The organism is Gammaproteobacteria bacterium, assembly GCA_040183005.1.
Lineage (GTDB): Bacteria > Pseudomonadota > Gammaproteobacteria.
In genome coordinates, this window is sequence record JAMPIW010000004.1 from 1 (window position 1) to 21815 (window position 21815).

24 protein-coding genes, 1 other RNA gene and 1 pseudogene are annotated in these 21815 nt (G+C 58.1%); 15 read left to right on the forward strand and 11 right to left on the reverse strand.

Annotated features, from left to right (window positions below; all coding sequences use genetic code 11):
• Positions 1-306: 306 nt before the first annotated feature.
• The 7 genes from M3A44_04110 to M3A44_04140 form a co-directional block, all read right to left on the reverse strand.
• Positions 307-975 (reverse strand): hypothetical protein, encoded by a 669-nt coding sequence (locus M3A44_04110; GenBank protein MEQ6340843.1) that lies wholly within the window; start codon positions 973-975, stop codon positions 307-309.
• Positions 976-1014: 39 nt separating this feature from the next.
• Entirely contained in the window at positions 1015-1155 is a 141-nt protein-coding gene (locus M3A44_04115) for a hypothetical protein (GenBank protein MEQ6340844.1), read from the reverse strand.
• 25 nt (positions 1156-1180) lie between these two features.
• Complete coding sequence (locus tag M3A44_04120; GenBank protein ID MEQ6340845.1) at positions 1181-1465, reverse strand: hypothetical protein; 285 nt, start codon at positions 1463-1465, stop codon at positions 1181-1183.
• A gap of 86 nt (positions 1466-1551) precedes the next feature.
• Entirely contained in the window at positions 1552-2838 is a 1287-nt protein-coding gene (locus tag M3A44_04125) for an ISL3 family transposase (protein ID MEQ6340846.1), read from the reverse strand.
• A 332-nt stretch (positions 2839-3170) separates the two neighbouring features.
• A complete protein-coding gene (gene ubiH / locus M3A44_04130; protein MEQ6340847.1) occupies positions 3171-4403 on the reverse strand; it encodes a 2-octaprenyl-6-methoxyphenyl hydroxylase in 1233 nt (410 codons plus the stop codon).
• A 5-nt stretch (positions 4404-4408) separates the two neighbouring features.
• The gene (gene pepP, locus M3A44_04135; protein ID MEQ6340848.1) at positions 4409-5725 is read right to left on the reverse strand and encodes a Xaa-Pro aminopeptidase; all 1317 of its coding nucleotides are present in this window, start codon (positions 5723-5725) and stop codon (positions 4409-4411) included.
• Positions 5726-5735: 10 nt separating this feature from the next.
• Complete coding sequence (locus M3A44_04140; protein MEQ6340849.1) at positions 5736-6317, reverse strand: UPF0149 family protein; 582 nt, start codon at positions 6315-6317, stop codon at positions 5736-5738.
• A gap of 100 nt (positions 6318-6417) precedes the next feature.
• Here M3A44_04140 and M3A44_04145 point away from each other — a divergent pair, with 100 nt between their 5' ends.
• The 5 genes from M3A44_04145 to ilvA all read left to right on the forward strand — a co-directional run bounded on the left by M3A44_04145 (position 6418) and on the right by ilvA (position 12798).
• Positions 6418-6660: a TIGR02449 family protein gene (locus M3A44_04145; protein MEQ6340850.1), complete on the forward strand. Its 243-nt coding sequence runs from the start codon at positions 6418-6420 to the stop codon at positions 6658-6660.
• Positions 6657-6971, forward strand: a complete 315-nt coding sequence (locus tag M3A44_04150; protein MEQ6340851.1) for a cell division protein ZapA — start codon at positions 6657-6659, stop codon at positions 6969-6971. Before M3A44_04145 ends, M3A44_04150 begins: the two co-directional genes overlap by 4 nt.
• Before the next feature lie 625 nt (positions 6972-7596).
• Positions 7597-9654: a thioredoxin domain-containing protein gene (locus tag M3A44_04155; protein ID MEQ6340852.1), complete on the forward strand. Its 2058-nt coding sequence runs from the start codon at positions 7597-7599 to the stop codon at positions 9652-9654.
• A gap of 1 nt (position 9655) precedes the next feature.
• Complete coding sequence (locus tag M3A44_04160; protein ID MEQ6340853.1) at positions 9656-10996, forward strand: hypothetical protein; 1341 nt, start codon at positions 9656-9658, stop codon at positions 10994-10996.
• Positions 10997-11286: 290 nt separating this feature from the next.
• Positions 11287-12798, forward strand: a complete 1512-nt coding sequence (gene ilvA / locus M3A44_04165; protein MEQ6340854.1) for a threonine ammonia-lyase, biosynthetic — start codon at positions 11287-11289, stop codon at positions 12796-12798.
• A gap of 66 nt (positions 12799-12864) precedes the next feature.
• Here the strand turns inward: ilvA and M3A44_04170 are convergent, their stop codons facing one another.
• The 4 genes from M3A44_04170 to ssrS form a co-directional block, all read right to left on the reverse strand.
• Positions 12865-13113 carry a hypothetical protein gene (locus M3A44_04170; GenBank protein ID MEQ6340855.1) on the reverse strand — a complete coding sequence of 83 codons (249 nt, stop codon included), beginning with the start codon at positions 13111-13113 and terminating at the stop codon, positions 12865-12867.
• A gap of 131 nt (positions 13114-13244) precedes the next feature.
• Positions 13245-13703: an EVE domain-containing protein gene (locus M3A44_04175; protein ID MEQ6340856.1), complete on the reverse strand. Its 459-nt coding sequence runs from the start codon at positions 13701-13703 to the stop codon at positions 13245-13247.
• Between the two features lie 11 nt (positions 13704-13714).
• Entirely contained in the window at positions 13715-14332 is a 618-nt protein-coding gene (locus M3A44_04180) for a 5-formyltetrahydrofolate cyclo-ligase (GenBank protein MEQ6340857.1), read from the reverse strand.
• A gap of 33 nt (positions 14333-14365) precedes the next feature.
• Positions 14366-14551, reverse strand: a non-coding RNA gene (gene ssrS, locus M3A44_04185) — 6S RNA.
• Positions 14552-14797: 246 nt separating this feature from the next.
• Here ssrS and M3A44_04190 point away from each other — a divergent pair.
• The 10 genes and pseudogenes from M3A44_04190 to M3A44_04235 all read left to right on the forward strand — a co-directional run bounded on the left by M3A44_04190 (position 14798) and on the right by M3A44_04235 (position 21814).
• Positions 14798-15046: pseudogene (locus M3A44_04190) on the forward strand (Crp/Fnr family transcriptional regulator).
• Positions 15047-15088: 42 nt separating this feature from the next.
• The gene (gene gspF, locus M3A44_04195; GenBank protein MEQ6340858.1) at positions 15089-16306 is read left to right on the forward strand and encodes a type II secretion system inner membrane protein GspF; all 1218 of its coding nucleotides are present in this window, start codon (positions 15089-15091) and stop codon (positions 16304-16306) included.
• A 13-nt stretch (positions 16307-16319) separates the two neighbouring features.
• Positions 16320-16760 (forward strand): type II secretion system major pseudopilin GspG, encoded by a 441-nt coding sequence (gene gspG, locus M3A44_04200; protein MEQ6340859.1) that lies wholly within the window; start codon positions 16320-16322, stop codon positions 16758-16760.
• A complete protein-coding gene (gspH, locus tag M3A44_04205) occupies positions 16753-17310 on the forward strand; it encodes a type II secretion system minor pseudopilin GspH (GenBank protein MEQ6340860.1) in 558 nt (185 codons plus the stop codon). The genes gspG and gspH overlap by 8 nt, the downstream gene beginning before the upstream one ends.
• Positions 17294-17677 carry a type II secretion system minor pseudopilin GspI gene (gene gspI / locus M3A44_04210; protein ID MEQ6340861.1) on the forward strand — a complete coding sequence of 128 codons (384 nt, stop codon included), beginning with the start codon at positions 17294-17296 and terminating at the stop codon, positions 17675-17677. The genes gspH and gspI overlap by 17 nt, the downstream gene beginning before the upstream one ends.
• Positions 17674-18324: a type II secretion system minor pseudopilin GspJ gene (gene gspJ / locus M3A44_04215; protein MEQ6340862.1), complete on the forward strand. Its 651-nt coding sequence runs from the start codon at positions 17674-17676 to the stop codon at positions 18322-18324. Before gspI ends, gspJ begins: the two co-directional genes overlap by 4 nt.
• A gap of 8 nt (positions 18325-18332) precedes the next feature.
• Positions 18333-19256 (forward strand): type II secretion system minor pseudopilin GspK, encoded by a 924-nt coding sequence (gene gspK, locus M3A44_04220; GenBank protein ID MEQ6340863.1) that lies wholly within the window; start codon positions 18333-18335, stop codon positions 19254-19256.
• Positions 19256-20500, forward strand: coding sequence for a type II secretion system protein GspL (gene gspL, locus M3A44_04225; GenBank protein MEQ6340864.1), 1245 nt, complete (start codon positions 19256-19258; stop codon positions 20498-20500). The genes gspK and gspL overlap by 1 nt, the downstream gene beginning before the upstream one ends.
• On the forward strand, positions 20497-20994 hold the full coding sequence (locus M3A44_04230; GenBank protein MEQ6340865.1) for a type II secretion system protein M: 498 nt from the start codon (positions 20497-20499) through the stop codon (positions 20992-20994). The genes gspL and M3A44_04230 overlap by 4 nt, the downstream gene beginning before the upstream one ends.
• Position 20995: 1 nt before the next feature.
• On the forward strand, positions 20996-21814 hold the full coding sequence (locus tag M3A44_04235; protein MEQ6340866.1) for a type II secretion system protein N: 819 nt from the start codon (positions 20996-20998) through the stop codon (positions 21812-21814).
• Position 21815: the final 1 nt, after the last annotated feature.

A 21815-nucleotide genomic window follows, 5' to 3' on the forward strand; every position in this document is an offset into this window, starting at 1 on the left:
GGTTTGCATTCCACTATGCGCAGTCTCACCGTAATGCCGCCCTGGGTCTTCTCGATCCGTGCAGGCAGTTTCATTTCCATACCCTTGGTTGAAACTACCGGCTTTAGCCGGTGACTTTGACCTTAAATTTTTGGCTCCTCAGCAAAATCTGTGGGCCATTAACGCGGTTTCTTCGGGTAGGAGCACGTTAGTGCCCCGGATAAAAACAGGGCATCCCGCCCAATCTCTGAGAAGATGGAGTTGCGAAACAAACATCAGCCAGAGATGGGAGGGCGGGATGCAACTCAAGACTATCCTGAATCGGGTTCAGAAGTTCAAATCGTTTGTATACGCAGCGGTGCGGCTGCGAGAGGCCGCTGGGGCGCCGCTGCTGGAGATTGACGTGGAGGCGCGTGCCAACAGCCATCCAGTCTGTTCGAAGTGCGGTCGCCCGGCCCCGGCTATGACCGCCTGGCCGCGAGGCTTGAGAGGAGCGAGTTCCCGTGTTATGGAACCGTCCCGGTGTTCGACCTTGCGGTGGTGTTTAAAAAAGGAAACGTCATTGGTCGTGGTTTCAATGCGCAGCACGCGTTTGAACTTGTCGTATATTTTGACGGAGGCGCTGCCCATGCAATGTTTGATGCAGGTTCCCTCGATGCGGGTGGACAAGCGGGAGCCGAGTTCATGTGCAAGCTGCGGCGTGATCTTCTTGCCGAGGAAAGAGGACACGTGTTCGGCCTTGACCGCGATGACCGCCTGCCGGGAGATGTTCTCGTAGAGCGTGGAGAGAATGGCATCGAAACGGAAGACCAGATCGGTTGAATGCTCGGTTTGCATGAAGCTCCAGTGGTATTTTTGCTCGCACACATCGAGCACCGGGCAGCACATCATGGCGTAGCAGTCGAGAATGCGGTGCAGGTCATCGGGCTTGAATTGATCGGATAGTGGCTGTGCATTGGCAAAATCGTCGATGCGGATACACGCATTGTCGGCCATCGCATAGCCGATGCCATTTTCCGCGAGCTTGGTTTCGAGTCACGAATGGCCGTTGCAGTAAAACTGCAAACGGAAGGGGCGCCAGGTGGGCACGCGCAGGTAACACAGCCCCACCTCCTCGTCGATAAAGTAGAAGTAATAGTGCAAGCATTTACCGGGGGTCGAACGAAGAAAGGTCATATGGGAATTCTTATCATGCCAGGGTTCATAGGCGGAACAGGCCTCCATCGCGGATGTGTGGTTTGTTGACGTGCTCTATGGACACGCCCTGCGCATTGGCGAGTTCATGCGCGTGCTTACGGATGCGCTCGCGCAAAGGGTCGGCAAAGACTTTGGCATAGTCAAATATCTTGATATGGCGGGAATACAGGAAGCTGGTCATGCCGCTCGCATAGCAGGCACCGGGCAATGTGCCCGTGATAATCATCCGGTCATAGCAGGAAAGCACACCCAGCAGGTCTGCTTGGTAACGTTCGGTCAGCAGTCTCATGATCGGCGTCTCCTCGGAAGGTGGGCTACGCGGACTTTAACCTTTTTGGGCTCTTCGCGTGATCGTGTGGGTAAATTTCATGTTTTTTAGAGCCTCGGGAGCATAGACGTGAGTATTTTTAGTCGCAGATATTCTTCATCGCGCAGACCATATGCACGGCGTTGGATGACGCGTATCTTATTGTTGAGCCCCTCAACAAAGCCGAGTGAAACTTTATTCTCTGGCTTGCAATAGGCTGCGATCCCATCCCAATGGCGCTCAATCATCTCGGCAAATTTCTCGTAAGGTTTCAGGCGCTGCCACTTCAGGCTGGTTTTCCAATTCTCGAAGAAACGCCGCGCCCATGCTTCGCTCCTGTAATCCCACAACTGGCCAAACGACTCTTTCAGCAGGTACGCCGTGTTCAGCCGTTTGTTCGCTGCCAGCAAAGCCTTCAAAGAACGTCTGCCGTCCAGTGTCATATTTTCGTGATTGGAAAGCAGTACGTATTTCTGCCCCTTAATGTAGCGCCTATCCTTGCCCTGAAGACGTGCATATTCCATCTTTCTGACTTTATCCAGAGCATCGCCGAGATGGCTCATGATGTGGAATTTGTCGAACAGGATGGCCGCCTGCGGGGCGCGTTCGTTGGTTACGTTACGAAAGGGCTTCCACATATCCATCACTGCAAGACAAATGCCTTTGGATTTCTTCTCTCCCAGCCAGTCATAGAACTGTCGCATGCTGTCCTCCGAACGGTCGGCACCGCCAAACCAGATGGGACGACCACGGATCAAGTCGCTGACTACAATGCGATAGGTATGTCCTTTGCGAATCGATATTTCGTCGATGCCAATGGCCTTGGGTGCTGGCGTTCCGGCGCGTTCCAGTTGCGCGGTCATGTATTGCTTGTCCAGTTCCTTGACGGTGTGCCAGTCCAGAAGCAATTCGCGGGCAATGTCCGACACCGTGCTGGCGCGACACCGTCTGCCTACATACCAAGAAAATCGCTTTGTATAGAGTGGGTTGTCGGCGAGAAAGTCGAGTCGTTCGCGTTTCACTTTCCCGCAGTGCCGACAAAGCACCCGTCGAATTTCGATTTCCAGATAGATACGTGTGTCGCCACAGGAGAGGTCGCGAACTCGTCGAAGCCTCTTGTCGTACCAACCAGAGCGCGTTCTGCCGCAACTGTTGCAGGCCGTTTTTTTGAGCGCCGAACGAGCGTGATGATCCGTGCTTTGGAGTCGCCAAAGATGCCGCGTATCTTTTCCAGCGGGCGAAAACAGGGGAATCGGTATGCGTCGAGAATGCGTTTGGGTTTGCGTGAAATAGCCATTGAAAAAACCTCCCATTTTCTGCAACAGGTGCAGGATGCATTTTGCCTGATGCCACAAGGCTTGCGGAGGTTTTCATGTTAAATTTCACCCACTCGATTTCACGAAGACCCCCTTTTTGGTTCCGGCTCGTCCGGCTTAGGGTAATACAAATATCCACGGTTTTGTAATGCCATGCCTCGAAACAGGTTCTTACACTAAAATGGAAACAGGGAGTGCACTTGCGCACACGCCCTGTTGTACTGCGCACTGAAAATCGTGCAATCTACCCCGTAGCGGACCGACCAAACAGGTGAGTCTGCAGTGCATGATAAAGCCTATTTAAAACATATTGCTAACCGCCCAAAGAAGCAGTCAACTGCCGTTTTTAGGATGAAATCAGGCTGGGCTTCCTACAACCCCAGCCCCCTCGCCAATCTCGGCAATTTACCCACTAAACCCATGGTCTGGCGCGCCAGCAGATGTTTTAGCGGTGGCAGCAAATCCACTGCCAGCAATCCGAGGTTGCGCCCCAGCGCAAACGGTGCAAGCGGGTTGGTGAAAATGCGTACCAGGCTGTCGGTGAAGGCAATGGCGCGCATCTGGTCAGCGCGGCGCCAGTCCGCATAGTGGTTGAGTACATCGAGGTTGCCAATGTCGTAACCGGCGCGCTGCGCCTCGACAATGACTTGGGCAAGCGCGGCGGCGTCGCGCAGGCCGAGATTGAAGCCTTGACCTGCGATGGGGTGCAGGGTGTGGGCGGCATTGCCAATCACAGCCAGCTGCGGGCGCACGTGTTCGAGCGCGCGGGTCAATACCAGTGGGTAGGCGTGGCGCATGCCGGTTTTTTGCAATCTGCCCAGACGGTGGCCGAAGGCATGTTGTAATCCCGCGAGGAAGGCCTCGTCGGTCAGCCTCATGACGGTGTCGGCCTGGTCGCTGGCGACCGTCCACACCACGGCGCAACGGTTGTCGCTCATCGGCAGCATGGCGATGGGGCCGGTGGAGGTGAAGCGCTCGTAGGCGATGTTGTTGTGCGGGTGCTGCGGCGTGATGTTGGTGATGATGGCGGTCTGGTGGTAATCCCAGGTGCGGGTGGGAATCTTGAGCTGTTCACGCACCGCCGATTTGCCGCCGTCCGCCGCCACAACCAGGCGCGCGGTGAGGGTGCGCTGCTCGCCGTTTTGATCCACGATCACCTGTGCGTGATCGGCACGGGTGGTGATGTTGGTCAGTTGCGCCGGGCAGATCAGCTCGACATGAGGGAGGGCGTGGAGCGCTTGCATGAGTGTTTGGCCAAGCGTTCGGCTCACCACGACATAACCCAGCGCCTCGACACCTTCATCGGCGCAGTCGATATGCGTGACACCGAAATGGCCACGGTCGGAGACATGGATCTTTTTGATGGGGGTGGTAGCGCCCGCCAACGTAGCCCACAGCCCCATGCCCTCGAAGATGCGCCGTGATCCGTAGGCGAGCGCCAGGGTGCGGTCATCGTAGCTGGGCTGTGCCTGCGCGGATGCGTTAAACGGCACGGCCTCAATGATGCCGATGCGCAACGCGGTGTTGCCCAGCGCGCATGCAAGGCTCGCACCCACCATGCCGCCGCCGATGATCAGGATGTCGTAATCTATGGGTGCGGACATGATGATCAGCCCGGCGCTTGAGCCATGAGGGCTTCAATGTCCGCAACCGACTTGGGCGCGGCAGCGGTAAGCACTTCGTGTCCGTCCTTTGTTACCAGCACGTCATCCTCGATGCGAATGCCGATGTTCCACCATTTTTTCGGCACACCCTTGCTTCCTGCCGGGATGTACAGGCCCGGCTCGACGGTCAGCACCATGCCCGCTTCCAGCCTGCGCCAGTTGCCGTCCACTTTATACGCGCCTACGTCATGCACATCCATGCCCAACCAGTGGCCGGTGCGGTGCATGTAAAATTTTCGGTGGGCTTCGTCTTTGATGAGCTGCTTGGGCTTGCCTTTGAGCAGGCCCAGTTCCACCAGCCCTTCGGTCAGCACGCGCACCGCAGCCTCGTGCGGTTCGTTCCAGTGGTTGCCGGGCCGCACCTTGTCGATGGCGGCGAGCTGGGCAGCCAACACAATTTCGTAGACCGCCTTTTGTTCGGCGCTGAAACGGCCATTGACCGGAAAGGTGCGTGTGATATCGGCAGCGTAACAATCGAATTCCGCGCCCGCGTCGATCAACAGCAGGTCGCCGTCGTTGAGGCTGGCGTTGTTGTCCGTGTAGTGCAGTGTGCAAGCATTGCCGCCGCCGCCCACGATGGAGTTATAGGCTGGAAACCGGCAACCCTCGCGCACAAACTCATGCAGCAGTTCGGCCTCAACCTGGTATTCCATCATGCCCGCACGGCAGGTCTGCATGGCGCGGCGGTGGGCTGCTGTCGATACCTTGGCCGCGTAACGCATAGCGGTAATCTCGGTCTTGCTCTTGAACAGGCGCATCTCGTGCAGCGGCTCTTCCAACGCGACAAATTCCGCCGGGGCATGCACGCCGGTACGCGCCTTGTGGCGCACCTGATTCACCCATGCCATAACCTGTTGATCGAAGGCTTGCCGCTGGCCCATTGCATAAAAGGCCCGCCGCCGGTTTTCCAGCAGGCCGGGCAGCACCTTGTCGATATCGCCGATGGGAAATGATTCATCGGCGCCATACGCCGTGCGCGCACCTTCCTGACCCGCACGGGAGCCAGTCCATACCTCCATCTTTGGGTCACGCTCACGGCAGAACAGGATATATTCGCCTTCTTTGCGCCCCGGCACCAGCACCGCTACCGCCTCCGGCTCGGAAAAGCCCGTCAGATAATAAAAGTCGCTGTCGGGACGGTACGAATATTCACTGTCACGGTTGCGCAGCGCGTGGGGCGCGGCGGGCAGTATGGCAACCCCGCCATGGCCGATAGTGCGCATCAGGCGTGCGCGGCGTTGTGCGAATTCTTTGGTGTTCATGGATAGACTCTTAATGTACGATGACATCGTCTGGGCGCGGCTGTTTTATAGCGCGCAGTTCTTCGCGGATCAGCAACACGCCCATGCGGACGTATTCAACGATTTCGATAAAGGCGTCTTCGTCTTCGGCAGAGGCGTCGCCGTCATCGGCGTCGATGTGGGTGATCTCGGTCATGTCGTTGATGATCTCGGCGCTGGCTTCGGGTATCTGTTCCAGGTTTTTGAGACCACCCATGCTCAACCCGAGCAGAAAACTCTGGCACCATTCGGCCAGTGCAGCGGTGCGCAAGGCGAGGGGTTGGTCATCGTCAGGCAATAATGGCTCAAAACCATAGTCAGAATCATTCAGTTGGTCGAGCACCCGCCCGAGCAACGCGCTCAACAGAGATCTCCCTTCTTCCGTCAAGGCAACCTCTGTATCCGGCGTGCCGCCCAATACATAGGATATCCATGCGGCGCTGTCCACCGTATCCTGGGCGCAGAGCAAGCCGCTGAGCAGGCCGTGGCATTCGGCGGCATCGACCGAGGATCCGACACGATGCAGCACTTCATTGATTTGATCGAAATCGGTGGGTTGAATATCAGCAGACATGAGGTGGCTCCGTATTGTTATACGCTATGCTATCATCGTACCGGCAGTATCGAAACACCTGCCTTGACCCTGTTAAATAGCAGTTCTACCATTAATGACCATGAAACCCGTGAAATCCGACAATTCAACCCGTGCCATAGAGCAGGATCTGCGCAGCCTCGAATTTCGTATTGAAGAGCTGATTCAGGCCTGCGAGCGCCTGAAAGAAGAAAACACCCTGCTGCGCAGCCAGAACGTCAAACTGGCCGCGGAGCGCGCCGAACTGGCAAAAAAAACCGAGCTGGCCAGCACGCGGGTGGAATCCATGATCATGCGCTTCAAGTCCATGGAATATGACGCATGAGTGCTGACATCGTAGCGGTAGACGTTCGTGTGCTGGATAAGGAATACCGCGTGGCATGTCCGGAGGACGAGCGTGACGAATTGCTCGCCTCGGCGCGCTACTTGAACGACAAGATGAAAGAAATACGCGATACCGGCAAGGTGATCGGTGCGGATCGCGTGGCCGTGATGGCGGCACTGAACATCGCTCACGAGCTGTTGCTGGGCAAATCCCATAAGGATGATTATGCCCAGTCGATCACCAACCGGATAAAGCTGCTGAGCAACAAGATCGACACCGCTCTTGTCAATGGAAAGCAGATAGAGCTGTAAGCTGCCTTTTCGCCCAACTACCGTTGCAGCAATCCGGTACGTTGCGCAGCATTCATCTTGGGCGCGATATATGTCTCGAAGCCACATCACGCCAGCGATGGCGGCGTCCCTCATCATCTTTTTACAAAAAAATCCAGCGCGAATATCGAAGGCGCGCTTCTTGATAAGACCCTTCACGTTCATCGTCAAGCGCAGCTTGGTCAGGCAAGGCTGGTCGTGGGTCTCACGCAGCACCGCTTCGTTGCCATAGGCAATGTCACCGCGTAGCAAGGTGGGACGCTCCGCCTTCGGCAATGAATCCCCGTGAATGGGGCAATGTCCAGCCAGGTCCAAATCCCGGGCATGCTGTGCAGCGGCGCTGTCTCGTTGCCCGGCATCACTTCCGCCGCCAACGCCAGTCGGGTGTTTGCCACCTTTACGGTGGTAACTGTGCGAAAGGTGCCTTGGTTGTTGGCACGCCTCCTTTCGCTATTCAGTGATTTTCTTCGCTTGCGCCGGTACCGTGAATCAACATCCATGCCGGAAGGTTATCTTGAATTCATCGCACATTCTCTTGCTGTGGGCTTTGATATAGATCAATATTTGATAGGAAAATCGTTGACAACACCGGAAAAACTCTTCAAACATGGTTACCAGCACCCCCACCAATCACCTGATCACAGAAACCAGCCCCTATCTACTCCAGCACGCACACAATCCAGTGGAATGGTATCCGTGGAGCCAGGAGGTGCTGGACAAGGCGCGGCGCGAGAACAAGCCGATTCTGCTTTCGATTGGTTATTCCGCGTGCCATTGGTGTCACGTGATGGCGCACGAATCGTTTGAAGACGAAGCAACCGCCCAGGTTATGAACGCGCTATTCGTGAACATCAAGGTGGACCGCGAGGAGCGCCCCGACCTCGACAAGATCTACCAGACCGCGCACCAGTTGCTGACACAGCGCGGCGGTGGCTGGCCACTCACCGTGATTCTTACCCCGGATGATCACGCGCCATTTTTTGCCGGCACCTATTTCCCCAGAGAGCCGCGCTATGGCCTGCCGGGATTCAAAGATCTGTTGCAACGCATTGAGGCGTTTTACCGCGAACACCCGGAGGAGGTCCGGCAGCAAAATGCGTCTCTGATAAATGCCCTGGAGAGCATGGCGCCGATGGGTGGTGGAGAAATCAATACCGCGGCACTGGACATTGCGCGCCGCCAACTTGAGCAGAGCTTCGATGCCCACTACGGCGGTTTTGGCCGTGCGCCCAAGTTTCCCCATCCCACCCATATTGAGCGTCTGCTACGCCACTGGGCCGCCACCGGCCGGGCGGACGACAAGGCGTTGTCCATGGCCCGCTTCACGCTCACCCGGATGGCACAGGGCGGCCTGTACGACCAGCTCGGCGGCGGCTTCTGCCGTTATTCGGTGGACGAGCTGTGGATGATCCCGCACTTTGAGAAAATGCTGTATGACAATGGGCCGCTGCTTGCGCTGTATAGCGAGGCATGGCTGGTCACGCGCGAGCCGTTGTTCAAACGCGTCGCGGAGGAAACCGCTGCCTGGGTGATGCGCGAGATGCAATCACCGCAAGGTGGTTATTACTCGACGCTGGATGCCGACTCCGAAGGACACGAAGGCAAGTTTTATGCGTGGGACCGGGAGGAGGTCAAAGCGCTGCTCGATGCAGACGAATACCCTCTCTTCGCTCGCCGCTTCGGCCTCGATCAACCCGCCAATTTCGAAGGTTTGTGGCACCTGCATGTCTATCAGGACATCAGCACATTGGCGGGCGAGTTCTCCATGAGCGAGACACAAGCCGCCACGCTGCTCGATACCGCGCGCGCCACACTGTTTGCCGCGCGTCAAAAACGCATCCACCCCGGATGCGACGAAAAGATCCTCACTGCCTGGAACGGCCTGATGATCAAAGGCATGGCCGCGGCTGGCCGTCACTTGAATCAGCCCGGCCATATCGACTCGGCACAACACGCGCTTGATTTTATCCAGGCACACTTGTGGCGCGATGGCCGGTTATTGGCGAATTATAAAGATGGCCGGGCAACGCTTCCGGCTTATCTGGATGATTACGTCTTCCTGATCGACGGCATTCTCGAACTGCTTCAGGCACGTTGGCGCGATGGCGATCTAACCTTTGCCATCGCACTCGCCGACGCGGTGCTCACGCACTTCGAAGATAAAAAGCAGGGCGGCTTTTTCTTCACCGCCGACGACCATGAGATACTCATCCACCGCCCCAAACCGCTGGGTGATGATGCCCTGCCCTCCGGCAATGGCATCGCCGCGTTTGTGCTGGGACGGCTGGGCCATCTGCTCGGCGAGCCCCGTTATCTCGATGCCGCCGTGCGTACCCTGAAGGCCGCCTGGCCTACCGTGACTGAAATCCCCTACGCACACAACGCACTACTACTGGCTGCGGAGGAATACCTGCACCCGCCGCAAACCATCGTCCTGCGCGGCGCATTGGATGCAATGCCTGAATGGCAGGCGATATGTGTGAAGGACTACGCCCCGCGCCGGTTTATCCTCGCCATTCCTTCAGATGCGACTGGCTTGCGGGGCGTTCTCGCGCAACGCAAACCTCGCAACGGCCTTGTTGTTTATGTCTGCGATGGCCTGGCGTGCGGCGCGCCGCTGGAGGCACTGCAGGCATTGGAGGCGGCGTTGTCTGAAAATTCCTGAAATGAAAAACCTATTCAAAGCCATCCTGTTCAGCATGGCAATGCCTCTTGCCGCCGCCGCAACGCAAGCTCCTTCGCAACAAACCTGGGTCCCCGGCTGGCAGGATACTGCGCCGCTCACTACCCCACGGGCAGGTGCCGCAACGATTGAGGCCAATGGAGTGATCTATGCAATCGGCGGTATTGATGGCAGGCGTTTTTTATTTTCCGCCGAATACGCCCGCATACAGCCGGACGGTTCTCTTGCCCCGTGGCGCAGCGCCCCGCGCCTGATAGAAGAGCGCGGCTTCTTTTCGGCGGTGTCGCATAACGGTTTTGTCTATGCCGTAGGCGGTGGTAATGGCCCTAACGGCAGCCATCTGCTGCGCTCCGTCGAGCGTGCGCGCATCTTGCCTAAGGGTGGACTCGGCCCCTGGAAGAAGGAAAAACACGTGCTGGTCTATCCTCGCCGCTGCGCCAAGCTGGCAGTTGCGGGGCGCTATATTTATGCGCTGGGTGGTTATAGTGGAACATTGCTGGATACGGTGGAGCGCGCGGAGATCCTGCCCGACGGCAGTCTCGGTCCGTGGACGCTGGAGCCGCAGCATCTTACCCTGCCGCGTTACGTGCATGCCGTGGCGCAGACCAGTAACGCCATGTTCGCCATCGGCGGTCATGCGCTAAACCAGGCCACTGGCCAGCCTGAGGTGGAATGGGCCGCATTGAACACTGGCGGGGCACCACTGCAATGGCGGCAATCCCCCCCTTTGGCGACCGGACGCTACGGCCTCTCGGCTATCACCCACGGCACTCATGTATATGCGATAGGCGGCATCAACAATCTTGTCTATCTCGATAGCATCGAAAAAACCAGCGTCAGTGCGGACGGCGCGCTGCAACCTTGGCAGGCCACCACGCCGCTACCGGCAACCCGCGCCGACGCCGGCGTCGTGGTGTACAAGGACTGGGTTTACCTGCTCGGCGGCACCAACGCGAGCGGCTATTACAACACTGCTTCTTACGCCACCTTCAACGATGCGGGCGACATCGGTTTTCGCGGCACGGAGGAGGCCAATAACCAACGCCAAAGCACGGCGACATCTGCGCCCGCCGCCGTCATCTCGCTGCCCAACGAAGGTGTGATATCAGAGGTGATTGACACCGCGATGTACACTTATCTAAGAGTGACCTCGCCCTATGGCGAGGAATGGCTAGCCGCTGCCAAGGGTGGATACGCGGTCAATGCCCGCGTCCGCTACAGCGACGGGGTACAGATGACAGATTTTTACAGTAAAACCCTGCAACGGCGCTTCCCCGCGATTCGCTTTGTGGGGCGAGTTGAAATCATAGGCGCACTTCATTAAAGTTTTTCACGATCCACGAAAAACACGAAAGGCACGAAAAAGTGGGCTATGGTTTTCTTGATGTCCTGCTCTTCTCCGGTGCTATCCGAAAGCAATAGCCGAATGGATTGTGCTATGAACCCAGATTGTCCATTAGCCCTGAGCCTGTCGAAGCGCCGTTCATGGTTCGACAAGCTCGCCACGAACGGCGCTGTGCGCCCTATTTCGCCTAATGGACAATCCGGGATGAATTTTAGTGCCTTTCGTGCTTTTCGTGGACGGTGCATAACATCAAGTGATAAGTTATAGCCATGAAAAATTATATTGAAAAAATTCTCACCGCGCGCGTCTACGATGTGGCGCAGGAAACGCCGCTGGATTTGATGCGCACACTGTCGCAGCGACTGGGTAACCGGGTAATGCTCAAGCGCGAGGATCTACAGCCGGTGTTTTCCTTCAAGCTGCGCGGCGCATACAACAAGATCGTCAATCTGCCACCGGGCGCGGCGCAAAACGGCGTGATCACCGCCTCGGCGGGCAATCACGCCCAAGGGGTAGCGCTGGCGGCGCTCAAGCTGGGCATTCCGGCGTTGATCGTCATGCCACGCACCACCCCGGATATCAAGGTGGCCTCGGTGCGCAGCCTGGGTGCGACTATTGCGCTGCATGGCGACACGTATGACGAAGCCTACCAGCATGCGGCGCAGCTTGCCGAGGATAATGGTATGGTGTTTATACACCCTTACGACGATCCTGATGTCATCGCAGGGCAAGGTACCATCGGCGTGGAGATCCTGCGCCAGCACACCGATCCGTTGCACGCCATTTTCATCCCGGTGGGCGGCGGCGGGCTGATTGCCGGGGTATCCGCATATGTGAAATACCTCTGGCCGGAGATCAAGATCATTGGCGTCGAGCCGGAGGATGCGGCAAGCATGTACCACGCGCTGCGCACCGGCGAACGCGTGACGCTGGACCATGTCGGGATCTTCGCCGACGGTGTGGCAGTGCGTCAGGCAGGCGCCGAGACCTTCCGCATTGCACGTCAGTGCGTCGACGAAATCATCCTCGTTAGTACCGATGAGATCTGCGCCGCGATCAAGGATATCTTTGACGATACCCGTTCCATCGCCGAACCCGCCGGTGCGCTGGCTGTGGCAGGGCTCAAAAAGTATGTGGCGAGAGAGAGATTGGTGAACCAGAATATGGTGGCCATCGACAGTGGTGCCAATATGAATTTTGATCGGCTGCGCCACATCGCAGAACGCGCCGAAGTGGGTGAACACCACGAGGCGATCATCGCAGTGACGATCCCTGAACGTCCCGGCAGCTTCCGGCAGTTCTGCGAATCCCTCGGCGAGCGCAGCATCACTGAATTCAACTATCGTTATTCCGACCCCGGCCAGGCCCACGTGTTTGCGGGCATAAAGCTGGGCCATGGCGAAGCGGAGAAGAGCGACATCATCGAGCAGCTGCGGGCGCAAGGTTATCCTGTTACCGACATGACGGATAACGAAGTGGCGAAGCTGCATGTGCGTTACATGGTGGGCGGACACCCCCCCGCTGTGGAGCACGAAGTCATTTACCGTTTCGAATTCCCGGAGCGGCCTGGTGCCCTGCTGCGGTTTCTCAACAAGATGGGGTGTCGCTGGAACATCAGCATGTTTCATTACCGCAATCACGGCGCGGCGTATGGGCGGGTATTGGTGGGTGTTCAAGTGCCTCCTGAAGAGATGCCCAGCTTTAAGTCTTTTCTCGCGGAGGTGGGCTACGAGCACCAGGACGAAACCAGCAATCCTGCGTATAAGTTATTTCTTAGTTAATCAGCTCTCCGACAAATAAAAAGGCCCGCAAAAGCGGGCCTTTTTATTTGTCGACTGAACCCAGAGCTACTTCTTCTTGGGTGCAGCTTTCTTCTTGGGCGCTGCTTTCTTGGCTGGGGCTGCCTTCTTGACGGCTGCCTTTTTGACTACGGCCTTTTTAGCAGGTGCTGCTTTCTTTGCAGGAACTGCCTTTTTAGCTGGCGCTGCTTTCTTTACAGGAGCCGCCTTCTTGGCAGGCGCCACCTTCTTTTTTGCGGGCGCTGCTTTTTTGGCGGGCGCTGCTTTCTTTTTTACTGCGGCTTTTTTTACGGCCATCTTGCTTCCTCCATGTTGGATGTACATAAATGTACGGAGCTAAGTATAAACAAGTTTGCACGAACTTCTAAAGTGCTAACGCTACATATATCGTACTTTCAGTCAAATCACTTTAGTTTTTGTGAACGAATTCATTCCAATTTCAAAATATAATCCCAATCTTGCGCGCTTACAGGCATAACAGAGAGCCGGCAGCCGCGCTGCAGCAGCGGCATATTATGCAGTGCGGCATGCTCTTTGAGTTCGCCGAGACTGATAACGCGACTGAAGGAAAGCGCATAACGCACATCCACCATATACCACTGCGGACGCGCCGGATTGCTCTTCGGATCATAATGCGGATCGTTGGGGTCGAAGGCCGTGAAGTCGGGGTAGCCTTCCCTGACGATTTCCGCAATGCCCACGATGCCGGGCGTCTTGCAGTTGGAGTGATAGAAAAATGCCTGGTCTCCCAGCTTCATCTGGTCACGCAACATATTGCGTGCCTGATAATTGCGCACGCCGTCCCAGTGCTCGGTTTGTTGCGGCCTGTCTTTAAGCATATCCAGGCTGAATGCGTCGGGTTCAGATTTCATGAGCCAGTAGTTCATGTCTTTTCTCTTTACGTAGGAAGGTATAGTCCGGTCTCGGTAGCTACCGCATAAAGCGGCACGTCCCACTCGCAGCTCTGCAGCTTGACCACCCGTTGAAAGTCGTAGGCAATACCCAGCAGGCGGGGCTTGCGCCAGTGATGGCGTCGCCTGAGAAATGAAAAAGTTTGATCATAAAAACCGCCGCCCATGCCGAGACGGTTGCCATGTTCATCGAAGGCAACCAGCGGCGTGAGAACAAGATCCAGCGCGCAGGCGGGCGTTCGGTTGCGGATAGACAGGCGCGGCTCGGGAATGCCAAAACGATTGGGAATGAGCGGGTCGCCTTCAACATACGGTACAAACCACAGCCGGTTGGCGTGCAGGGTGTTCAGCACCGGCAGGTAACAGATCTTGCCCATGGCCCAGGCGCGCCGCATTAATGGCGTGGGATCAAGCTCGCCGTTCTGGGGAAGATAGCAGGCGATGTGGCGGCTGCGCTGAAAAATCTTGAAGCGGGTGACCCGGTGTGCCACCTGAAATGCCGCAGCATCACGCTCCGTGGCGCTGAGCGCGGCGCGCCTGGCGCGCATCTGCTTGCGTATCTCGGGTCGGAGCGGGGTAGAAGCAGAAGATGGGGTGGGGTTCAAAGCGGCCACCGCAATGAGTTGAAGTAAAGGAGGACATCCTCCGCCTGTGACGTTATGAGCCTTCGTTCTTGAACCAAAGGTTCAAGTGGGTACCTGTGCGATGCATCAGGCGTCCCGCTCGGAGGCGGGCATGCACACCAACATCAAGCAAACAAGTTCCCGGGGTCCTAAAATAGGCTCAAGAAATGACCCAGCCCAGCACGGGCACCGCAGGGGATGTCCAAACTTAATTCTAACTGAAAATCATAGCTAGTGCCATGATCAGCCGCGCCATTTTCGTCTATGCGAGAATCACGCAGATAATGGATTATTTGGGTTCATATCAAGCTATATTGGATACCCAAAGCGGATAATCACCGGGAAATGCGTTGCTTGCATGCTATGTGCGGCAACACGCCTAAGGGGAATGGCGTGTATACTATTCGTCATGTTTATGCCGCCTAGGCGATCATTCGGAGACCGCTTATGGATAGCCCGCAGAGTCCCAATCAAAACCATCTTCTCGCCGCATTGCCCACGGCTGAATTCGAGCGTATCTTTCCCCATCTAGAGTTGGTCGCGATGCCGCTGGGCAATGTCCTTTATGAATCCAGCAGTCAGTTGCAGCACGTCCATTTTCCGACGACCGCCATCGTGTCCATACACTACGTGATGGAGAACGGTGATTCGTCCGAAATCGCGGGGGTGTGCAATGAGGGCGTAGTCGGCATTTCCACCACCGCCAGCCTCACCGTACACCGATAAGGTTAAATATTGATGGCCGCATTTGAATTTACAGCGTTGGATGCCTTGGGCCGCGAGCGCAAGGGTGTGCTGGAGGGTGATACGCCGCGTCAGGTGCGTCAGCAGTTGCGCGAGCAGGGTCTGGCGCCGCTTGCCGTGGCCGAGGTGCGCAGCAGTGAGAAACACCGCGCCGCCTCGCGCCTGTCATTCCAGCGCGGCATTTCTGCCACTGACCTGGCGCTGATTACACGCCAGTTCGCCACGCTGGTACGCTCCGGCCTGCCCATCGAAGAAGCGTTACAGGTGGTGTCGCAGCAGACCGAAAAGCCGCGTCTGCGCAATATGCTGATGGGGGTGCGCGCCCGGGTGATGGAAGGCCATACACTGGCTACTGCGCTACGCGACTTTCCGCACATCTTCTCCGATCTATTCAGCGCTACCGTATCGGCAGGCGAGCAGTCCGGCCATCTTGAAGTGGTGCTGGAACGGCTCGCCGACTACACTGAGACGCGCCAGGCGTTGCGGCAAAAGATCATGCTGGCGCTGATTTATCCGGTGGTGGTGACGGGCGTGGCGATTCTGGTGGTGACGGCGCTGCTCGCCTTTGTAGTGCCGCAGGTGGTGCAGGTGTTCGAAAATACTGGCCAGCAATTGCCGATATTGACGCGGCTACTGATTGCAGTGAGCGGTTTTATACGCGATTATGGCGTGCTGTTGCTGGTAATATTGGCAGTTCTGGGCGTGATGACTGGCAGCCTGTTGCGCCGCCCCGGTCCCAAGCTGCGCTTTCATCAGTTGCTATTGTCGCTGCCGTTGATCGCGCGTCTGGTGCGCAGCATGAACACGGCGCGCTTCATGCGTACTTTCAGTATTCTCACCGCCAGTGGCGTGCCGGTGATCGAGGCGATGCGCATCTCTGCGCAGGTGATGTCGAACCTGGTGATGCGCGCGGCGGTCGAAGAGGCATCGAGGCGTGTGCGCGAGGGCGCGAACCTGCACAAATCGCTGGAACGCAGTGGCTATTTTCCGCCGATTGCCATCCACCTCGTCGCCAGCGGCGAGACCAGCGGCAAACTGGAACAGATGCTGGATCGTGCTGCGGTGAGCCAGGAGCGTGAAATAGAAACCTTGCTGGCCGCCATCCTGGGGCTGTTCGAGCCGTTGCTGATTCTTGGCATGGGTGGCATGGTGCTGGTGATTGTGCTCGCCATCCTGCTGCCGATTTTTGATTTGAACCAATTAGTGAAATAACACAGGAACAGTTATGAAATTTGCTATACGAAATCCAAAGCGCAACCAACGCGGCTTCACGCTCATCGAAGTAATGATCGTGGTGGTCATTCTCGGCATTCTTGCGGCGCTGGTGGTGCCGCGCCTGATGGGCCGCCCTGACGAGGCGCGCGTCATCAAGGCCAAGCAGGACATCCGCACCCTGGTAAGCTCATTGAATCTCTACAAACTGGACAACTTCAACTACCCCACCACCGACCAAGGCCTGGAGGCGCTGGTGAAGAAGCCGCCTGACGTGAAAAACTGGAAAACGGGGGGGTACATCGACCGCCTGCCGAACGATCCATGGGGCAAACCGTATCAATACCTGCGCCCCGGCACTCGCGGCGAGATCGACGTTTTCACCCTGGGAGCCGACGGCCAGCCGGGCGGTGAAGGCACGGACGCGGATATCGGCAATTGGAATCTTGAATAAAATCGGGAAAAGTAGAAGCTGGAGCATCAAAAAGCCGCGAGGTAACGGTTTCACCCTCCTGGAAATTCTGGTGGTGATCGTGATCATCGGCATCATCCTGAGTTTCGCCAGCCTGTCCATAGGGCGGAGCACGGACCGTGTTGTTGAGGAAGAGAGCCGGCGACTGGCGGGGCTGATTACACTGGCGGCGCAGGAGGCGGTGATGCAATCGCGTGAGCTGGCCGTGCAATTTACGCCGGGTGGTTATGAGTTTGTGGTTTTCGACAAGGATCAATGGCGTCGTATTACCGGCGATGATACGTTGCGTGCGCGGCGGCTGCCTGATGAGGTGCGCCTCAATATAAACGTCGAAGGTGAAGCGGTGGCGCTAGGCAAAACCGATGCGGATAAATCCGCATCCCAGCCCCGTATCTATCTCCTGTCGAGCGGGGAAGTAACACCTTTTCAGATCACCTTGCAGAACAAGGCCAGTGGCGGGAGTTATCAGCTTAAAGGCGATGTTGGCGGTAAAGTTGAAATGAGTGAAACGGCAAATGCGGCTAAAAGGTAACCGCACCCAGCGCGGCTTTACCCTGATTGAAGTGCTGGTGGCCCTCGCGGTGCTGGCGATCAGCCTGGCGGCAGTGATTAACGGCATCAGCGCCAATGTCAGTAATGCCGCCCATTTGCGTGACCGCACTTTGGCGCACTGGGTGGCGATGAACAAGGTGGCGGAAGTGCAGACGGGCGGGATATTCCCGGACACTGGCGTTACCAAGGGCGAGGCGATGCTCGCCGAGCGCGCCTGGTATTGGAGTATGACGGTGGCGGGCACTGCCGACGCCAATGTGCGGCGCCTCGATGTGGAGGTGCGCACCCGCCAGGATGGCGGCCAATCCCTGGCCCGCCTGGTGGCCTATGCCGGGCGTCCGCTGTGAGAAAAGCACGGCAAGGCTTTACGCTGATCGAGCTGGTAGTGGCGCTGGCGATCTTCGCGGTGGTGTCGGCGCTGGTCTATGGCGGACTGCGCAGTGTACTCGATACACGCAATCGCGTTGAAGAACAGGCGGCGCGCCTGGCCGGGCTGCAAACCGCCTTTGTGCTGATGGCAAGAGACGCCGAGCAGGCCACCGCGCGGCGCATCCGCGACGACGCGGGCGGTCCTCAGCCGGCCATGAGGGGCGCTACAAGCAATGGCAACGGCGCGCTGGAATTTACCCGCACAGGCTGGAATAATCCGGCAGGGCGGGCGCGCAGCACCCTACAACGTGCAGGCTATTTGGTGCGTGATGGAAAGCTGCTGCGCGTGGCCTGGACGATGCTTGACCGCGGGCCGGGAGACCGTCCGCAGGAGACAGTGCTGCTCGACAAGGTGAAGGGTTTCGAGATGCGTTTTCTCGATCCGCAAATGAAATGGCAACTGCAATGGCCGCTCGCCACCACCGACAACAGCTCGCAAGTGATGCTGCCGCGTGCTATTGAGGTCAGTGTTGATGTCGAGGGTTGGGGGCGCATTCCTCGTCTGTTCCGCGTGCCGGGCGCTATTGCAGCGGCCCCGGCCGCACCGGCGGGTGTGGTGCGGTGATGCGCAGCATGAGATCTCAATCAGGTGTCGCACTGATCACTGCGATGCTGGTGACCGCCATCGTCGTGGTGATTGCGGTGAGCATGGCTACGCGCCAGCAGCTCGACATCCGCCGCAGCGCCAATGTGCTGGAGGGTGACCAGGCTTACCTGTTCGCGCTGGGGGTGGAAAGCTGGGCGCTGGGCATACTGGCGCAAGACCGGCGTGACAACACATCGGACAACCTGGGTGAAACCTGGGCGACGGTGCTGCCGCCGCTGGATGTGGAGGGCGGCAAGGTCGCGGGACGGATAGAGGATATGCAGGGGCGCTTCAATCTCAACAATCTGGTCAGTGCTGACGGTAAGCCAGGCGCGCCGGATATAGCGCGTTTCCAACGCCTGTTGCGGGCGTTGCAGCTCGATCCGGCGCTGGCACAGCCCATCGTGGACTGGATTGATCCCGACAGCGAGAAGGTATCGCTGGACGGCGCCGAGGACAACGACTATCTGTTGCGCGCCCCGCCCTACCGGGCTGCCAATGCGCCGCTGTCCAGCGTCAGCGAGCTACGGCTGATCAAGGGGTTTACCGCCGAGGCCGTGACGCGTCTGACACCGTTTGTCTGCGCCTTGCCGGTGCGTACCGATATCAACATTAATACTGCAAAGGCCGAGGTACTGATGACGCTGGCGGACAATATATCCAAGGCCGATGCCGATGGCATGGTGCAGGATCGCGGCCTGAAAGGGTATCCTGACATACAAAAATTCCTGGATAGCCCGATGGTGAAAAGCCGTAACATCCAGCAGGCAGGTTTTGCGGTGGCGAGCAGCTATTTTCTGATTGACGCCGCCGCTCAATACGGGCGTGGCCAGGCGCGGCTGTTCAGCTTGATCTCACGCACGACGGATGGTAAGACGCAAGTGGTCATGCGTGGACAAGGGGCATATTGATGCGCGTGAAATTATTTATACGCTTTAATCCATCCAGCCCGGACGAGGTGGACTGGCTACGTATGGACGAATCGGCCAGGCATGATCTCGCTGTGCATCACGATCCCCTGCCGGACATCGCCGCCGCTGCGGCAGCCTGCCGTGTCATCCTGCTGGTGCCGGGCGCGGAGGTGCTGCTGACCAGCGCTGCCGTGCCGGGCGGCAACCGCCAGAAAATCGCCAGTGCCGTGCCTTATGCGCTGGAAGAACAACTGGCCAGCGATGTCGATAACCTGCACTTCGCGCTGGGCGAGCGCCGCGACGACGGACGTATCAGTGCTGCGGTGGCGGTCAAGACGCAACTCGACGCGTGGCTGGAACGCCTGCGACAGGCCGGCATCGAGCCGGATGCCGTCGTGCCGGATATCCTGGCGCTGCCTTGGGCCAGCGGGACATGGACGGTACTCATGGACGGGGACAGGGCGCTGGTGCGCACCGCGCGTCAGGCCGGCTTCGTGGCCGATGGCGACAATCTCGACACGCTGCTGCGGCTGGCGTTGAATGAGGCGGGTGACGCACGGCCTGAACGGATCCGCATTATTCACCCGCTGGCCGCTCCTGCGCAGTCGGAAAACAGCCCATCCGAACTGTCGTATGACTTGGACGTGACTGTCGACACCGAAACCGTTGGTGAACCCGTCTTCGCCATACTCTGCCGTGGTTATGACGAGCCAGACGCCCTCAACATGCTGCAGGGCGCATACAGCCGCCGCGAGCAACTGGGCAAGCTATGGCGGCCTTGGCGGCCTGTAGCCGCCCTGGCGGCGGTATTGCTGCTTATCCAGGGCAGCATGATGGTGACTGACTACATGCGCCTCAACAGCGAGCGGCAAGTCCTGGCGCAACAAATCGAGCAGGTTTATCTGCAAACCTTCCCTGATGCGCGCAAGGTGGTCAATGCGCGCGTGCAGATGGAGGAGCGTCTGAAGGAGTTGCGGGGTGGTGGCGCGGATGAGGCTGGTTTCATGGGGCTGCTCGCCGATATCGGCCCAGGCCTCAAGGAAACCCCCAGTGTGGAAGTGCAGCGCATCAGCTATAACGAAGGAAAAATCGACCTCGCCCTGCTCATCGCTGATCTGCAAAGCCTGGACAAGCTCAAGCAGCGACTGACAACGCAACGCGGATTGAATGTCGACATCCAGTCCGCTGCCAGCCGCGACGGCAGGGTGGAAGCACTGCTCCAGATCAAGGGTAAGGCATCATGAAGGCATGGTTCGCAAGCCTCGATCCGCGCGAGCGCAACGCCCTGATCCTCGGCGGCGCACTGCTTATCCTGATTCTGGCCTATGTCCTGCTGTGGCAGCCGTTCAGCACGCGCGCCGCACGGCTGGAGCAGACCGTCCAGGAACAGCGGGCGCTCAAGCAGTGGATGCAAAACGCCGCTCTGGAAGCGCAACGCCTGCGGATGACCCAGGTGCCGGCGAGCATGAGGGCAGGCATGGGCGGGCAGTCGCTGCTCGCAGTGGTGGATCAGGCAGCCCGCAAAGACCGGCTGGGCGCGGTACTCAAGCGCATTGAGCCGGAAGGTACCAGCATCGTGCGCGTCTGGTTTGAGCAGGCCATCTTTGACGATGTGCTGCTGTGGCTGGGTGATCTGCAAAATAGCTACGGCGTGCGCATCACCAGCATCAGCATCGACCATCAAGACGGCAGCGCTGGTTCGGTCAACGCCCGCGTAGAGCTGGAAGGTGGCGGATAAAATGAAATCCTTCCGCTTTAGCGGGTTTCAACTGGGTGCAGTGCGCGCTTTTGCTTTTATAGCTCGCGCCTGGCGCTATGCCGCATTCGCGCTGCTGATCTATCTGGCATTTCTGCTGATCACAATGCCCGCCGCGCGCGCCTATGCGCTGCTCAAGGAGCGAATCGCCCCGCTCCAGCTTTATGAACTTGAGGGTACGGCATGGTCAGGAAAAGCGGCGCTGGCGGTAGCAGGTGCGCGACAATTTCAGGCGGTGAGTTGGCATGTTCATCCATGGGCGCTGCTGCTGGGGCACACTGAAGTTGCCCTGGACTTTGACGAGGCGGGCCGCCACACACAGGCTGTCGCCGGGCGCACGCTGGGCGGTGGCATCTACCTGCGCGACATTGAAACCCGCCTGCCCGCAACAGCGCTGGAAAACATGCTGAATATCAGCGGCACCGGCCTGGACGGCACGCTGAACATCGCCCTGGCGGAGGTCGCGTTTGCGGACAAAAAATTGTCTACGGTAAATGGCACGCTCACTTGGAGCAACGCCGGCCTGATGTCGCCCAAAACCGCGCTGGGCAATTTCGTAATGACGCTGGAGACCAGCGGCCAGGAGATTAAAGGCGTGCTCAAGGACAGCCCCGGCAGCCCGCTGCGCGCCGAAGGTCTGTTGCGCCTCAAGCCCGATGGCGCTTATCAATTCACCGGCAACCTGTCCCTGCGCGACCCCGGACGCCCCGACCTGGAACAGGCCCTGCGCTTCTTCGGCAGTCCCGGCCCGGGAGGCAAGGTAGCCATCTCGACGCAGGGGATGATGCCGTTGCCTCTGTGAC